The sequence below is a fragment of the Leclercia sp. W17 genome (genome assembly GCF_003336325.1).
Lineage (GTDB): Bacteria > Pseudomonadota > Gammaproteobacteria > Enterobacterales > Enterobacteriaceae > Enterobacter.
This window is the reverse complement of the sequence record NZ_CP031101.1, coordinates 3292380-3308301: the sequence shown is the minus strand read 5'-3', so window position 1 is coordinate 3308301 and position 15922 is coordinate 3292380. Positions and strand designations below refer to the sequence as shown.

At 57.8% G+C, this 15922-nt stretch carries 18 protein-coding genes; 11 read left to right on the top strand and 7 right to left on the bottom strand.

Going from position 1 to position 15922, the window contains the following annotated elements:
- Positions 1-10: 10 nt before the first annotated feature.
- Positions 11-280 (bottom strand): GrxA family glutaredoxin, encoded by a 270-nt coding sequence (locus tag DVA44_RS16420; protein ID WP_103823439.1) that lies wholly within the window; start codon positions 278-280, stop codon positions 11-13.
- A 181-nt stretch (positions 281-461) separates the two neighbouring features.
- Here DVA44_RS16420 and nfsA point away from each other — a divergent pair, with 181 nt between their 5' ends.
- From nfsA to DVA44_RS16365, 11 genes are all read left to right on the top strand, one after another.
- The gene (gene nfsA, locus DVA44_RS16415; protein ID WP_103178856.1) at positions 462-1184 is read left to right on the top strand and encodes an oxygen-insensitive NADPH nitroreductase; all 723 of its coding nucleotides are present in this window, start codon (positions 462-464) and stop codon (positions 1182-1184) included.
- A 72-nt stretch (positions 1185-1256) separates the two neighbouring features.
- Positions 1257-2159, top strand: coding sequence for a 30S ribosomal protein S6--L-glutamate ligase (rimK, locus tag DVA44_RS16410; protein ID WP_114387564.1), 903 nt, complete (start codon positions 1257-1259; stop codon positions 2157-2159).
- A gap of 61 nt (positions 2160-2220) precedes the next feature.
- Positions 2221-2697: a YbjN domain-containing protein gene (locus DVA44_RS16405; RefSeq protein ID WP_114387563.1), complete on the top strand. Its 477-nt coding sequence runs from the start codon at positions 2221-2223 to the stop codon at positions 2695-2697.
- Positions 2698-3046: 349 nt separating this feature from the next.
- Positions 3047-4159: a spermidine/putrescine ABC transporter substrate-binding protein PotF gene (potF, locus tag DVA44_RS16400; protein WP_103823436.1), complete on the top strand. Its 1113-nt coding sequence runs from the start codon at positions 3047-3049 to the stop codon at positions 4157-4159.
- 96 nt (positions 4160-4255) lie between these two features.
- Positions 4256-5389, top strand: coding sequence for a putrescine ABC transporter ATP-binding subunit PotG (gene potG, locus DVA44_RS16395; RefSeq protein WP_114315495.1), 1134 nt, complete (start codon positions 4256-4258; stop codon positions 5387-5389).
- A 9-nt stretch (positions 5390-5398) separates the two neighbouring features.
- Positions 5399-6349, top strand: a complete 951-nt coding sequence (potH, locus tag DVA44_RS16390) for a putrescine ABC transporter permease PotH (protein ID WP_114387562.1) — start codon at positions 5399-5401, stop codon at positions 6347-6349.
- Positions 6346-7191 carry a putrescine ABC transporter permease PotI gene (potI, locus tag DVA44_RS16385; protein ID WP_103178862.1) on the top strand — a complete coding sequence of 282 codons (846 nt, stop codon included), beginning with the start codon at positions 6346-6348 and terminating at the stop codon, positions 7189-7191. Before potH ends, potI begins: the two co-directional genes overlap by 4 nt.
- A 59-nt stretch (positions 7192-7250) precedes the next feature.
- The gene (locus DVA44_RS16380) at positions 7251-7739 is read left to right on the top strand and encodes a YbjO family protein (protein ID WP_103823434.1); all 489 of its coding nucleotides are present in this window, start codon (positions 7251-7253) and stop codon (positions 7737-7739) included.
- Positions 7740-7779: 40 nt separating this feature from the next.
- Positions 7780-8907, top strand: coding sequence for a 23S rRNA (uracil(747)-C(5))-methyltransferase RlmC (gene rlmC, locus DVA44_RS16375; RefSeq protein WP_114387561.1), 1128 nt, complete (start codon positions 7780-7782; stop codon positions 8905-8907).
- Between the two features lie 168 nt (positions 8908-9075).
- On the top strand, positions 9076-9768 hold the full coding sequence (locus DVA44_RS16370) for a response regulator transcription factor (RefSeq protein ID WP_114387560.1): 693 nt from the start codon (positions 9076-9078) through the stop codon (positions 9766-9768).
- Positions 9765-11219: a sensor histidine kinase KdpD gene (locus DVA44_RS16365; protein WP_114387559.1), complete on the top strand. Its 1455-nt coding sequence runs from the start codon at positions 9765-9767 to the stop codon at positions 11217-11219. Before DVA44_RS16370 ends, DVA44_RS16365 begins: the two co-directional genes overlap by 4 nt.
- A 145-nt stretch (positions 11220-11364) precedes the next feature.
- Here the strand turns inward: DVA44_RS16365 and artJ are convergent, their stop codons facing one another.
- From artJ to DVA44_RS16335, 6 genes are all read right to left on the bottom strand, one after another.
- Positions 11365-12096, bottom strand: coding sequence for an arginine ABC transporter substrate-binding protein ArtJ (artJ, locus tag DVA44_RS16360; protein ID WP_114387558.1), 732 nt, complete (start codon positions 12094-12096; stop codon positions 11365-11367).
- 173 nt (positions 12097-12269) lie between these two features.
- Entirely contained in the window at positions 12270-12938 is a 669-nt protein-coding gene (gene artM / locus DVA44_RS16355) for an arginine ABC transporter permease ArtM (RefSeq protein WP_103823430.1), read from the bottom strand.
- Entirely contained in the window at positions 12938-13654 is a 717-nt protein-coding gene (gene artQ / locus DVA44_RS16350; protein WP_103178868.1) for an arginine ABC transporter permease ArtQ, read from the bottom strand. The genes artM and artQ overlap by 1 nt, the downstream gene beginning before the upstream one ends.
- Before the next feature lie 6 nt (positions 13655-13660).
- The gene (artI, locus tag DVA44_RS16345; RefSeq protein WP_103178869.1) at positions 13661-14392 is read right to left on the bottom strand and encodes an arginine ABC transporter substrate-binding protein ArtI; all 732 of its coding nucleotides are present in this window, start codon (positions 14390-14392) and stop codon (positions 13661-13663) included.
- A gap of 19 nt (positions 14393-14411) precedes the next feature.
- Positions 14412-15140 carry an arginine ABC transporter ATP-binding protein ArtP gene (gene artP, locus DVA44_RS16340; protein WP_039029538.1) on the bottom strand — a complete coding sequence of 243 codons (729 nt, stop codon included), beginning with the start codon at positions 15138-15140 and terminating at the stop codon, positions 14412-14414.
- 237 nt (positions 15141-15377) lie between these two features.
- Entirely contained in the window at positions 15378-15896 is a 519-nt protein-coding gene (locus DVA44_RS16335) for a lipoprotein (protein WP_114387557.1), read from the bottom strand.
- Positions 15897-15922 lie beyond the last annotated feature (26 nt).

Below are 15922 nucleotides of genomic sequence, written 5' to 3'. Positions count from 1 at the left end.
CGCGAAAGGCTTACTGGGCAGCAAACAGCCCGAGGTTCGCTTTGGCATAGGCTTCAAAATCGGTAAAGCCGCCAATGTGGTTCTGGTCGAGGAAGATCTGCGGTACGGTTTCAACCGGCTTACCGACGGTTTTTTCCAGATCGGCTTTGGTGATGCCTTCGGCATGAATGTCCACGTAGCGGTAGTTAAAATCATCACGCTCAGCGGTCAGTTTTTCTGCCAGATCTTTTGCGCGCACACAGTAAGGGCAGCCTGGACGTCCAAAAATTACTGCAAACATGTTCTCTCTCCTGAAACTAAGCCTGACGGCGAATGACGCTATATTGCCGATAACTAACGGTAATGAAAAGCAGGTTCTGCCTGTTACATTGATATCTCCAGGCTATGTTTCGCCAATTACAGCCGCCTTTTCTTTGCCTATACTGGCGATATTGTTATTAACGCCCGTACAGAGAGACCGCATGACGCCCGTAATTGATCTGCTTCGTTCCCACCGTTCCATTCGCCATTTTACCGATCAACCCATCAGCGATGCCCAGCGTGAGGCCATTCTTGCCGGTGCGCAGGGTACCTCCAGCTCCAGCTTCCTGCAGTGCAGCTCCATCATTCGCATCACCGATCCCGCGATGCGCGAGCAGCTGGTGACCCTCACCGGCGGGCAGAAGCACGTGGCCGAGGCGGCGGAGTTCTGGGTCTTCTGCGCCGACTTCAACCGCCATCTGCAAATCTGCCCTGAGGCGCAGCTGGGCCTCGCCGAGCAGCTGCTGCTGGGCGTGGTGGATACCGCGATGTTGGCGCAGAACGCGATGACGGCGGCGGAGTCGCTGGGTCTGGGCGGGGTTTACATTGGCGGTATCCGCAACAGCATTGAGGCGGTGACCGAACTGCTGCAGCTGCCGAAGCACGTCCTGCCGCTGTTTGGCCTCTGCCTCGGCTGGCCGGCGGATAACCCGGACGTCAAGCCGCGCCTGCCTGCGGCGATGGTGATGCATGAAAATCACTACCAGCCGGTCGATAAAGCGGTGCTGGCGCAGTACGACGAGGAACTGGCGAACTACTACCTCAGCCGCGCGACTAATAACCGCCGCGACACCTGGAGCGACCATATCCGGCGCACCATCATCAAGGAAAACCGTCCGTTTATTCTCGACTATTTGCATAAACAGGGCTGGGCGACGCGATAAGGTCATTCATCCTGCGCCTCCCTGCGTGTATGATACGCAGGCTTTTACCAGATCATGTCTGAGAGGTGCAGGGTGAAAATTGCCATATTGTCCCGGGATGGAACGCTCTGGTCGTGTAAACGCCTGCGTGAAGCGGCGCAGCAGCGCGGCCATCTGGTGGAAATCCTCGATCCGCTGTCCTGCTATATGAATATCAGCCCGGCGGCATCTTCTATTCACTATAAAGGGCGCCAGCTGCCGCATTTTGACGCGGTTATTCCGCGCATTGGCTCAGCGATCACCTTTTATGGCACCGCCGCGCTGCGCCAGTTTGAGCTGCTCGGCAGTTATCCGCTGAATGAATCCGTGGCGATCACCCGGGCGCGTGACAAACTACGCTGCCTGCAACTGCTGGCCCGCCAGGAGATCGACCTGCCGATCACCGGTATTGCTCACTCGCCCGATGATACCCACGATCTGATCGAGATGGTCGGCGGCGCGCCATTGGTGGTTAAACTGGTTGAAGGCACCCAGGGCATTGGCGTGGTGCTGGCCGAAACCCGCCAGGCGGCAGAGAGCGTGGTGGATGCGTTTCGCGGCCTGAACGCGCACATTCTGGTGCAGGAGTACATTAAAGAGGCGAAAGGGCGCGATATTCGCTGCCTGGTGGTGGGCGATGAAGTGGTCGCCGCCATCGAGCGTCAGGCGAAAGAGGGCGATTTTCGCTCGAACCTGCATCGGGGCGGCGTGGCCCGGGTAGTGGAGATCACCCCACGCGAGCGGGAGATGGCCCTGCTGGCCGCCAGAACGCTGGGGCTGGACGTTGCCGGGGTCGATATCTTACGCGCCGACAGAGGGCCGCTGGTGATGGAAGTCAACGCCTCGCCAGGGCTGGAAGGCATTGAGAAAACCACCGGGATTGATATCGCCGGGAAGATGATCGGCTGGATTGAACGCCATGCCACGCCGGAGTTTTGCCTGAAAACGGGCGGATAACTGGCCTGCCGCGCCGTGTGGCCTGGGCCAGGCACTATTTTTTTGAAGGGGTTCCACCGTTATGGATTCACTTGTAGTACCGACACTTGATACGTTACGCCACTGGCTGGACAACATGGGCGTCAGCTTTTTTGAATGCGACACCTGCCAGGCGCTGCACCTGCCGCACATGCAAAACTTTGACGGCGTGTTTGATGCCAAGCTCGACCTGATCAATGACGTTATTCTTTTCTCCGCGTTGGCAGAGGTCAAACCCTCGGCGCTGCTGGCCTTAGCATCGGATTTGTCCGCCATCAATGCCAGTTCTTTGACGGTGAAAGCATTTCTCGATATACAGGATGATAATCTGCCAAAGCTGGTGGTTTGCCAGTCTTTCTCCGCATCCGTTGGGCTGACCTTCCCGCAGTTCGCGGCCTTTATCCAGCAGAGCGAAGAGCAGATCTCTATGGTAATGCTGGAAGCCAGCGCCTATCATCTGCTCTATAACGCTGAAGAGGGCGCTGAGCAGCCTGAATCTGCGGGCAATTTTCTGCACTAAACCTGTCTGACATTTAGGCAGTCGCTGTTGTGGCGGCTGCATAACACCCGCTTTTCTGCTGACTTTAACCTTTCTTTAAAGAATTATTCACCGCCATCCCGCCAATTCGGCTTATCACATAGATACTTCTTGCATAAAAAATTGTTAAAAGGCGTTTTTTAATCTGAGCTATAGCTACGGAGACAAGCTACAGTTTATTCTTGCGATGCTGTTAAACGCGAGCAGATACAGCCACCTGAGTAACATCTTCTGCTACAGGCAGAGTGATAAATTATGCACGTTTCTTGCATAGGCTAAGAGTGTTCATTTTTAGTGCGTTTGTTAACGCGCTTTCAGAAGGATTAACGCTATGATCGCTTTAAATAAAAAATGGTTATCGGGTCTGGTTGCGGGCGCGCTGATGGCGGTCTCTGCAGGCTCGCTGGCGGCAGAGCAAAAAACGCTGCATATCTACAACTGGTCTGATTATATTGCCCCGGATACGGTGGCCAATTTTGAAAAAGAGACCGGGATTAAAGTCGTCTATGACGTCTTCGATTCTAACGAAGTGCTGGAAGGCAAACTGATGGCGGGCAGCACCGGCTTTGACCTGGTCGTACCGTCAGCCAGCTTCCTGGAACGTCAGCTCTCTGCGGGCGTGTTCCAGCCGCTGGATAAAAGCAAACTGCCGGACTGGAAAAACCTCGACCCTGAGCTGCTGAAGCTTATCGCTAAACACGATCCGGACAACAAATACGCCATGCCGTACATGTGGGCCACCACCGGCATTGGCTATAACGTCGAGAAAGTGAAACAGGTGCTGGGCGCCGATGCGCCGGTAAACAGCTGGGATCTGGTGCTGAAGCCAGAGAACCTCGAGAAGCTGAAAAGCTGCGGCGTGTCGTTCCTCGATGCGCCTGAAGAGATTTTTGCCACCGTCCTGAACTACCTCGGCAAAGATCCCAACAGCACCAAAGCGGATGACTACACCGGCCCGGCCACCGATCTGCTGCTGAAGCTGCGTCCCAATATCCGTTACTTCCACTCCTCCCAGTACATCAACGATCTGGCAAACGGCGATATCTGCGTAGCCATCGGCTGGGCAGGGGACGTGTGGCAGGCGGCGAACCGCGCGAAAGAGGCGAAAAACGGCGTGAATATCGCCTATTCGATCCCGAAAGAGGGGGCAATGGCCTTCTTTGATGTCTTCGCGATGCCAGCCGATGCGAAAAACAAAGACGAAGCCTACCAGTTCCTGAACTATCTGCTGCGCCCGGAAGTGATCGCCCACATCTCTGACCACGTCTTCTATGCCAACGGTAACAAAGAGGCCACGAAGCTTGTCAGCGCTGAAGTGCGTGATAACCCGGGGATCTACCCGCCGGAAGAGGTGCGCGCCAAGATGTTTACCCTGAGCGTGCAGGAGCCGAAAATTGACCGCGTCCGTACCCGTGCGTGGACGAAAGTGAAAAGCGGTAAATAACCGTTCGTCGTAGGCCGGGCAAGCGTAGCGCCCCCGGCAACAGGCGCACCGTTCTGGTGCGCCTGCACCATTTTGATTGATGCCGGAGAGCACCCCGTGAACGACGCGATCCCCCGCCCGCAGGCGAAAACCCGTAAAGCGCTGACCCCGCTGCTGGAAATCCGTAACCTGACCAAATCCTTTGATGGTCAGAATGCCGTGGATGATGTCAGCCTGACTATCTACAAAGGTGAAATTTTTGCTCTGCTTGGCGCATCTGGCTGCGGGAAATCGACCTTGCTGCGCATGCTCGCCGGGTTTGAACAGCCCAGCGCCGGGCAGATTATGCTGGACGGCGTCGACCTCTCCCGGGTGCCGCCCTATCAGCGCCCGATCAATATGATGTTCCAGTCTTATGCACTTTTCCCGCACATGACCGTGGAGCAGAACATCGCCTTTGGCCTGAAGCAGGACAAACTGCCAAAAGCGGAAATCACCGCCCGCGTGGCTGAAATGCTGAGCCTGGTGCACATGCAGGAGTTTGCGAAGCGCAAGCCGCACCAGCTCTCCGGCGGCCAGCGTCAGCGCGTGGCCCTGGCCCGCAGCCTGGCGAAGCGACCAAAGCTGCTGCTGCTCGATGAGCCGATGGGGGCGCTGGATAAAAAACTGCGCGACCGTATGCAGCTGGAGGTGGTGGATATTCTCGAGCGTGTGGGCGTGACCTGCGTGATGGTCACCCACGACCAGGAAGAGGCGATGACCATGGCCGGGCGTATCGCCATCATGAACCGCGGCAAATTCGTGCAGATTGGCGAGCCGGAAGAGATTTACGAGCATCCGACCACCCGCTACAGCGCCGAATTTATCGGCTCTATGAACGTGTTTGAAGGGCTGCTGAAAACCCGCGAAGAGGACGGGCTGGTGATTGACTCGCCGGGGCTGATCCACCCGCTAAAAGTGGCGGCGGACAACTCGGTAGTGGATAACGTGCCGGTCTATGTGGCCCTGCGCCCGGAAAAAATCACCCTCTGCGAAGAAGCGCCCGCGGATGGCTACAACTTTGCCGTGGGGGAAGTGGTGCATATCGCCTACCTCGGCGATCTCTCCATCTACCATGTCCGCCTGAAGAGCGGGCAGATGATCAGTGCGCAATTGCAGAACACCTTCCGCTACCGCAAGGGGTTACCGACCTGGGGTGACGAAGTGCGTCTGTGCTGGGAAGCCGATAGCTGCGTTGTGCTGACGGTATAAGGAAGGGCGATGAACAAACCTGAACCTGCGACCCGCGTAGCGGCGGGCATTGATACCAGCTGGCTGACCCGTATGCAGATGGCTCACGGGCGCAAGCTGGTGATTGCGCTGCCCTATCTGTGGCTGATCCTGCTCTTCCTGCTGCCGTTCCTGATTGTGTTTAAAATCAGTCTGGCGGAGATGGCGCGGGCGATCCCGCCTTACAGCGATCTGCTGGAGTGGGGAGACAGTCAGCTGTCGATCATGCTCAACCTGGGCAACTTCCTGCAGCTGACCGAGGATCCGCTCTATTTTGAGGCCTATCTGCAGTCGCTACAGGTCGCGGCTATCTCGACGATCTGCTGTCTTCTGCTGGCTTACCCACTGGCCTGGGCGGTGGCGCACAGCAAGCCCTCGACGCGTAATATTCTGCTGCTGCTGATGATTTTACCCTCATGGACCTCATTCCTGATCCGCGTCTATGCCTGGATGGGGATCCTGAAAAACAACGGCGTGCTGAATAACGTTCTGCTCTGGCTCGGGGTTATCGATCAGCCGTTGACTATTCTGCACACCAATCTGGCGGTCTATATCGGCATTGTCTACGCCTATCTGCCGTTTATGGTGCTGCCTATCTACACCGCCCTGACGCGCATCGACTACTCGCTGGTGGAGGCGGCGCTGGATCTCGGTGCCCGTCCGATGAAAACCTTCTTCAGCGTGATTGTGCCGCTGACCAAAGGCGGAATTATCGCCGGGTCGATGCTGGTGTTTATTCCGGCGGTGGGGGAGTTTGTGATCCCGGAACTGCTCGGCGGCCCGGACAGCATCATGATTGGCCGCGTGCTCTGGCAGGAGTTCTTTAATAACCGTGACTGGCCGGTGGCCTCGGCGGTGGCGATCGTGATGTTGCTGCTGCTGATCGTGCCGATCATGTGGTTCCACAAGTACCAGCAGAAACAGATGGGAGATCACGGATGAACAATTTACCGGTAGTGCGCTCTCCGTGGCGGATCCTGATCCTGGTCCTCGGCTTTACCTTCCTGTACGCGCCGATGCTGATGCTGGTGATCTACTCCTTTAACAGCTCCAAGCTGGTGACGGTGTGGGCAGGCTGGTCAACGCGCTGGTACGGCGAGCTGTTCCGCGACGAGGCGATGATGAGCGCCGTGGGCCTAAGCCTGACCATTGCCGCCTGCGCGGCGACGATGGCGGCCATCCTGGGCACGATTGCCGCGGTGGTGATGGTGCGCTTTGGTCGTTTTCGCGGGGCCAACGGCTTCGCCTTTATGATCACTGCTCCGCTGGTAATGCCCGATGTCATCACTGGCCTGTCGCTGCTGCTGCTGTTTGTCGCCATGGGGCATGCCATCGGCTGGCCGTCCGATCGCGGCATGCTCACCATCTGGCTGGCCCACGTCACCTTCTGTACCGCCTATGTGGCGGTGGTCATCTCCTCGCGCCTGCGCGAGCTGGACCACTCCATTGAAGAGGCGGCGATGGATCTCGGGGCGACGCCGCTGAAGGTCTTCTTCATCATTACCCTGCCGATGATCATGCCGGCGGTGATCTCCGGCTGGCTGCTGGCCTTTACGCTGTCGCTGGACGACCTGGTGATCGCCAGCTTTGTCTCCGGCCCGGGGGCCACCACGCTGCCGATGCTGGTCTTCTCCAGCGTGCGCATGGGGGTTAACCCGGAGATTAACGCCCTGGCGACGCTGATTCTCGGCGTGGTCGGCATCATCGGTTTGATTGCCTGGTATCTGATGGCGCGGTCTGAAAAACAGCGTCAGCGCGATATCCAACGTGCAAGACGCGGCTGAAGCTCCTAAAATCTGCAAAGAAGCGAAATTAAGATGCCGCGTTATCGCGGCATCGTTTCATGGAAGACATCACGTTGGGATTTTTCACGAAAACAAGCCGTTCGCATGCCCGTCTGAACGTTCCTGCCCTGGTGCAGGTGGCGGCGCTCGCCATTATCATGATCCGCTGCCTTGATGTGTTTATGATTTTCAATACGCTGGGGATGCGTGGGCTGAGCGAGTTTGTTCACCGCAGCGTACAGACCTGGAGCCTGACGCTGGTCTTTTTTGCCAGCCTGATGCTGGTCTTTATCGAAATTTACTGCGCCTTTTCGCTGGTGAAAGGGCGTAACTGGGCGCGGATTATCTACCTGCTGACCCAGATCACCGCCACCGGCTATCTATGGGCCGCATCGCTGGGCTACGGCTATCCCGAACTGTTCAGCATCCCCGGCGAGTCAAAGCGCGAGATTTTCCACACCTTGGTGATGCAAAAACTGCCCGACATCCTGGTGCTCGGCCTGCTGTTTGTGCCTGCGGCCAGCCGACGGTTTTTCCGTCTGCAATAACGTGTATAATCGCTGCCCCCAGACGTATTAAGGTTTCGTTATGCAGTGCGCACTCTATGATGCCGGTCGCTGTCGCTCCTGTCAGTGGATAGCGCAGCCGGTCTCTTCACAACTTTCCGCCAAAATGACCGACCTGCAGACGCTGCTGTCTGGCCTGCCGGTGGCGGAGTGGTGCGCGCCGGTCAGCGGGCCGGAACAGGCGTTTCGCAATAAAGCCAAAATGGTGGTCAGCGGCAGCGTCGAAAAACCGCTGCTCGGCATGCTGCACCGGGACGGCACCCCTGTCGATCTGACCGACTGCCCGCTCTATCCGGCCTCGTTCGCGCCGGTCTTTGCCGCCCTGAAACCCTTTATTGCCCGCGCGGGCCTGACGCCCTACAACGTGGAACGCAAGCGCGGCGAGTTAAAGTACATTCTACTCACCGAAAGCCAGCTTGATGGCGGGATGATGCTGCGCTTCGTGCTGCGCTCGGAGGCCAAGCTGCCCCAGCTGCGCACGGCGCTGCCGTGGCTACAGGAACAGCTGCCGCAGCTGAAGGTGATTACCGCCAATATTCAGCCGGTGCATATGGCGATCATTGAAGGGGAAGAGGAGATCTTCCTCACCGACGCCCAGGCGCTGGCAGAGCGTTTTAACGACGTGCCGCTGTGGATCCGCCCGAAAAGCTTCTTCCAGACCAACCCGACCGTGGCAAGCGAGCTGTACGCCACCGCACGCGACTGGGTGCGTGGTCTGCCGGTTAACCATATGTGGGATCTCTTCTGCGGCGTCGGCGGCTTTGGCCTGCACTGCGCCACCCCGCAGATGCAGCTGACCGGGATTGAGATCTCCGCGGAGGCGATCGCCTGCGCCACCCAGTCCGCCGCGGAACTGGGGCTGACGAATCTGCACTTCCAGGCGCTCGACTCGACGCAGTTCGCCACTGGCCAGGGCAACGTGCCGGAGCTGGTGCTGGTAAACCCGCCGCGCCGCGGTATCGGTAAGGCGCTGTGCGACTATCTGAGCCAGATGGCGCCAGAGTTTATTATCTACTCCAGCTGCAATGCCCAGACGATGGCAAAAGACATTCGCGACCTGCCCGGTTACCAGATTGCGCGGGTGCAGCTGTTCGATATGTTCCCGCATACTGCGCACTATGAAGTGCTGACGCTATTAGTTAAATCCTGAGGAACCGCCCGGCGGCGCTGCGCTTGCACGGGCCTACGGTTTCGTAGGCCGGGTAAGGCGCAGCCGCCACCCGGCAATCCCACCCGCAGAATCTTAAACAAAATGTGAACGTTTCCCGCCCCGGAAATCAGGTAAGCTTTAGCTGTTAAGATTCAATAAGGCTGACCGATGAAGCACATCCTGCTGGTGGAGGACGACGGCGATATCGCCGCGTTACTGCGCCTCAATTTAGAAGACGAAGGTTACGTGATTACCCATGAAGCGGACGGGGGCTGGGCGCTGCAGCTGCTCGGGCAACCTCACTGGGACGCGGTGATCCTCGATCTGATGCTGCCCAACGTTGACGGGCTGACCCTCTGCCGGGCGATCCGCGCCCGGGACCACTACCTGCCGGTGATTATCATCAGCGCCCGCAGCAGCGAAACCGAGCGTATTCTGGGCCTCGAAACCGGGGCCGATGACTATCTGGCTAAACCCTTCTCGGTGCAGGAGCTGGTGGCGCGCATTCGGGCGCTGTTCCGCCGTCAGCAGGCAATGGGGCAGCAAACGTCCGGGCTGATTAACGCCCACGGCCTGACCATCGACCCGCTGGCCCGCAGCGTGCTGCTGCGCGGCGAGGTGGTTGACCTGACGCCGCGCGAGTTCGATTTACTCTACTTTTTCGCCCGCCATCCCGGCGAGGTCTTCTCCCGGCTGGCCCTGCTCGAACAGGTGTGGGGATACCAGCACGAAGGGTACGAGCACACCGTCAACACCCATATCAATCGTCTGCGGGTAAAAATTGAGAAAGACGCCGCCGAGCCGGAGATCATCCGCACCGTCTGGGGTAAAGGCTATCTGTTTGCGGAACGCCCGCTATGATCCGCCGTCTCACCCTGATCTTCATCCTCCTGCTGACGGGCTGTGCAGCGGTGGCCTGCGCGGTGCAGCTCTGGACCAGCATGCAGTACGGCAACGCCATGGTGCAGCGCCTCTCCGGCGGCCTGGCGCAGCACATCGCCCAGCGAGAAACCCTGCTGGATGCGCACGGGCAGGTGGATCGCTCCCGCCTCAAGCCGCTGTTCGACAGGCTGATGACTTACAACCCCAGCGTGGAGCTCTACATCCTCTCCCCGGACGGGCAGATCCTTGCCGATGCCGCGCCGCCGGGGCATATCAAACGCCAGCACCTCGCCGTTGCGCCGGTTCAGCAGTTTCTGAGCGGCGGGATGATGCCGGTCTATGGCGACGATCCGCGCAGCCTGACGGGAGAGAAGGTTTTCAGCGCCGTGCCGCTGCATCAGGACGGCGTGTTGCGCGGCTATCTCTACATCATTTTGCAGGGTGAAGAGCTGAACGCCCTGGCGGAGCAGGCATGGCAGAAAACGCTCTGGAGCACGGTGCTCTGGTCCTTGCTGCTGGTGGCGCTTTTCGGCGCGCTGGCGGGCGGCCTGGTCTGGTACTGGGTGACCCGGCCCGTCAAGCAGTTAACTGACGAGGTGAGCGGCCTGGATCGCGAAAGTATGCACGTCATCAAGCAGCTTGCCACCCAGCCTATACAGACCGCGCCCTCTGATGAAGTGGCCCTGCTGCGTAACACCTTCATCGAACTGGCGCAGCAGATTGCCAGCCAGTGGGATCAGCTGGCCGACAGCGACCGGCAGCGCCGGGAGTTTATTGCCAATATCTCCCACGATCTGCGTACCCCGCTGACCGCACTGCTGGGCTATCTGGAAACCCTGTCGCTGAAATCCGGCACGCTCTCCCCGCAGGAGACGCAGCACTATCTCTCCATTGCCCTGCGTCAGGGGCATAAAGTGCGCCATCTGTCGCAGCAGCTGTTTGAGCTGGCGCGCCTTGAGCACGGTAGCATTAAGCCCCAGCGGGAGCGCTTTGCCATCGGGGAGCTCATCTCCGACGTGGCGCAAAAGTTTGATCTGGCGGTTGAGACGCGCAAGCTGCGGCTGCATATCGACGTGCCGCGCCAGCTGCCGATGATCAACGCCGATCTGTCGATGATCGAACGGGTGGTCACCAATCTGCTGGATAACGCCATCCGGCATACTCCGCCGGGCGGCGAGATCGGGCTGAAGGTGTGGCTGGAGGGCGAGCAGTTGCAGGTGGAAGTCAACGACAGCGGGCCGGGGGTAGATGAACACCTGCGCGACGATCTCTTTATGCGGCCTTCTGCGCTGAGCCAGCAGGCGTCGCGGGACAATCGCGGCGGGCTGGGGCTATTGATCGTCAAAAGGATGCTGGAACTGCACGGCGGAGGGATCAGGCTGATGGAGGCGGCGAAAGGGGCGCGTTTTCGCTTCTTTGTGCCGTTATAAAAACGCCGGGTGGCGATAACGCTTACCCGGCCTACGGATGGTGCGGTCTGATGCCCGGTGGCGGCTACGCCTTACCGGGCCTACGGATGGTGCGGTTTATGGTTTTGTAGGCCGGGTAAGCGCAGCGCCACCCGGCAAAACAGGCTTAGTGCGGGAACCACTGGTCGCTGATTTTCTGATACGTGCCGTCAGCTTTAATCGCTTTCAGGGCGCCGTTCAGTTTCTCGACCAGGGCTTTGTTATCCGGACGAACCGCGATGCCCAGACCTGTGCCGAAGTACTGCGGATCGGTCACTTTATCGGTAGCAGTACCCAGCTGCGGGTTGGTCTTCAGCCACTCGTTCACCACCGCGGTATCGCCAAACACGCCATCAATACGGCCATTCTTCAGGTCGATAATCGCATTCTGGTAGCTGTCATAAGCGACAGTTTTCACTTCCGGGTGCTTATCCTGGAGGTATTTCTGGTGCGTGGTGCCGTTTTCCATGCCGATGCGCTTGCCTTTCAGCTGCTCAAAGGAGGTGTACTGGCCTTTTTTGGCAATCACCACCGCGGAGTTGGCGTAGTACGGCTCGGTGAAGGCGACCTGCTTGCTACGCTCCGGAGTGATATCCATGCCGGAGATCACCGCGTCATATTTTTTAAATTTCAGGGACGGGATCAGGCTATCAAAAGCGTGGTTAGTAAAGGTGCACTCGGCCTGCATCTGCTTGCACAGCGCTTTCGCCAGGTCGATATCAAACCCGACGATCTGGTTGCTGGCATCCAGTGATTCGAACGGTGGATAGGTCGCAGAAACACCGAAGTTGATCTTATCGGCAGCAGAGGCGCCTGCAGCGAAGGTAGCAAGTAAAGCGGCCAGAACTAACTTTTTCATGATGAAGCTCCCGTCTGTCAATCTTGTCATTATGTGCCGTGTCTGCGGCTGAGAGTTACAATGCCACTTAATGAATTTGTATGCAATAAAAATGATTAAATATTATTTTAGAAATAAAAAAGACGGGAAGCGGTTAGGCGTTCCCGTCTTTCTTAAATCAAACTTATGCAGTTTTAATTGCGGCGTTCGAAGGCCAAGGCTTTACGTTCAACCAGACGCATCAGCAGCGTCAGCAGGCCGTTGACGATGAGGTAGATAATACCTGCGGCGCCAAACACCATCACATCATAGGTGCGGCCGTACAGCAGCTGTCCGTGGCCCATCACCTCCATCAGCGTGATGGTGTAGGCCAGCGACGTACTCTTGAACACCAGCACCACTTCGTTGGAATACGACGAGAGGGCGCGTTTGAAGGCGTACGGCAGCAGGATCGCCAGCGTGTCTTTCTTGCTCATCCCCAGCGCGCCGCAGGACTGCCACTGACCGTCCGGAATGGCGCGGATCGCGCCGTAGAACAGCTGCGTGGTATAGGCGGCACTGTTCAGCGACAGGGCGAGCAGGGCGCAGAGCCACGGCTCGGAGAGCAGATGCCACAGCACCGGATATTCCTGCAGCGTCGGGAACTGGCCCGGGCCGTAATAAATCAGGAAGATCTGCACCAGCAGCGGCGTGCCGGTAAACAGGGTGATGTAGCCACGCACGATCCACACCAGCACCGGCGTTTTGAGCGTCAGGATGATGGTGAAAATCAACGCCAGAATCAGCGCCACGATAATTGAGGCCACCGTCAGCGTCAGGCTGGTGTGCAGCCCTTTCATCAGTTCGGGTAAGTAATCCAGCATCAGCCTGGTCTCCGTTCAAAACGCGTCGCACGCAGGTCAATACGCTTGAGGATGTACTGACTGAGCAACGTGATCACCAGGTAGATGGCCGCCGCCACGATGTACCAGGTAAAAGGCTCCTGAGTACGGGTGGCGATGCTTTTGGTTTGCAGCATCAGGTCGTTCACGCTGATTAAGCTCACCAGCGCGGTATCTTTCAACAGCACCAGCCACTGGTTGCCGAGCCCCGGCAGGGCATGACGCCACATCTGCGGCATCACCAGACGGAAGAAAATGGCGGTTTTCGACAGCCCCAGCGCCTGACCGGACTCCCACTGTCCCACCGGCACCGCTTTCAGCGCGCCGCGCAGGGTTTGCGAGGCATAGGCGGAGTAGAGCAGGGAGAGGGCGATCACGCCGCACAGGAACGGGCTGACGTCGAAGTTTTCAATCTGCATCTGAATCGGGATCTGCACCACGCCCAGATTGAGCGTAAAGCCGTCCGACAGCGTCAGCAGCAGCTGCGAGGAGCCAAAGTAAATAAACAGCACCACCAGAATTTCCGGCAGGCCGCGCAGCAGGGTCACCAGTGCTGAGCCGGCCCAGGCGACAGGTCGCCACTTAGCCGACTCCCACACGGCAAAGATCATCGCCAGCACCAGGCCGATGATCAGCGCACAAACGGCAAGGCCGACGGTCATCCCGGCGGCGCTTGCTAATGGAAAAATTTCGTTCATCAGATCTTACTTCTGGAACCATTTGTTGTAGATGGAATCGTAGGTACCATCTTTCTTCACTTTTTCCAGCGCAGTATTGAATTTCTGCTGCAGCTCGGTGTTGCCCTGACGAACAGCGATGCCCAGACCGGTGCCGAAGTAGTCTTTATCCGTCACTTTATCGCCCACCGCGGCCAGCTTGTCGTTCGCTTTCAGCCATTCGGTGACCACCGCGTTATCACCAAAGACGGCGTCGATACGGCCATTCTGCAGATCCAGACGGGCGTTCTGATAGCTGTCGTAAGGCACGGTGGTGATTTCCGGGTGCTTATCCATGATGAATTTCTGGTGGGTGGTGCCGTTCTGCACGCCCACTTTCTTGCCTTTCAGCGCGTCGATAGAGGCGTATTTACCCTTCTGACCGATGAACAGGGCGGAGTTCTCATAGTACGGGGTGCTGAACAGAACCTGCTTCTCACGTTCCGGGGTGATGTCCATACCGGCCATCACCGCGTCGATACGACGGAATTTCAGGCTTGGGATCAGGCTGTCGAAAGACTGGTTGGAGAAGGTACAGGTGGCGTCGATCTCTTTACACAGGGCGTTCGCCAGATCCACGTCAAAGCCCACAATCTTGTTATTCGCATCCATAGACTCAAACGGAGGGTAGGAGGCTTCCGTGGCAAAACGGATGGTCTGAGCTGCGGTGGCAGAGAGGCTAACGCTGGCAAGCAGCGCGGCAATCACTATTTTTTTCATTGTCGTTCTCTCGGTTCGATTAGTGAGACAGATAATTTCTGAATGCATCGGTCTGCGGCTCGGCAAAGCAGCGCGCATCCCCTTGCTCCACAATATGACCGTTTTCCATATAGACCACACGGCTGGCGGTTTTACGCGCCACTTCCACCTCGTGGGTCACGATCACCTGAGTAATGTTGGTCTCCGCCAGTTCGCGAATGATGCTGACGATCTGGGCGGTGATTTCCGGGTCCAGCGCGGCGGTGGGTTCATCAAACAGAAGAACCTGCGGCTCCATCATCAGGGCGCGGGCAATGGCCACACGCTGCTGCTGACCCCCGGAGAGGTGCAGCGGATAACGGTCGCTGTAGGGCTTCAGGCGCAGACGTTCCAGCAGCTTCTCGGCACGCGCCAGCGCCTGCTCTTTTGACAGGCCCAGCACGCGACACGGCGCTTCAATCAGGTTCTGCTGCACGGTGAGGTGCGGCCAGAGATTATATTGCTGAAAGACCATGCCGACATTCTGGCGCAGATCGCGGATCGCTTTCTCAGACGGGGCTTTCGCAAAATTGAAGTGGTTACCCGCAATATCCAGCGTACCGGAGCGGGGCATTTCAAGCAGATTAAGGACGCGAAGCAGCGAGCTTTTACCCGCGCCGCTGGGACCAAGCAGAACCAGCGTTTCGCCCTCAGGGCAATTCAGTGTGATGTCGAACAGCGCCTGGTGTGCGCCGTAGAAGCAGTTAATGCCGTTTAGTTGAATACTCATCGGGGCAGTCTTTACTCATCCAGGCAATCTATAGCAATTGAGGCCGCAAATAGTACCGTTGACAGAATAGTTATGCAATATAACTGCGTTAAAAGTTAAATATAAACCGAATCTATACCTAAACATAGCACAAAATAGCGGAAGCTAAGGTCGGCGAGAATAAATGTCGGCATTCCTCACGAAATGCCAGACATTTTACGGGGTTTTCCCCTGCTTAACGGTCTGAAACGCGCGTATTTAGCGGTTTTCAATCGACTGGCGCAGGGTGCCAGCCGGGGCGTGAACACTGCCGCCCAGGTAGCGTACGTCATCGATAGCCCAGCACTGGCCTTCGCGGATCATCAATACTTCATCCTGCCAGGTCTGGCTGCCCTGCGTCAGCTTGACGCGCAGCGGGATATTTCGTGCATCGGTATTCGGGATGGTCGATGCACTGGAGACTTCGGCCTTTTCAGGCGCGGAGGTGCGGCTGGAGAAAGGATCGTCTTTCAGCAGGTTACGGTGCTGCGGATCGCGGCTGGCATCGCTCAGCAGCTGGGCCAGGCTATCGCTCAGGTAGGGGCGCAGGGCGGTGAAGTCATTGCTGCGGTGCGTGATGCGGTAGTCATAGAACTGTTGAGCCACGGCATCCGGCCCGCCGGTAATGCAGCTGCCGCTGCGGGTACCGATGTCCTTGAAGGCCGGGGTGACTGGCGTTGTGCAGGCGCTGAGCAGCAGCGCGCAAGGCACTAAAAGCGTCAAAGCAGAATAGCGCATGATGATTTCCTTATTAGGCTGCAATA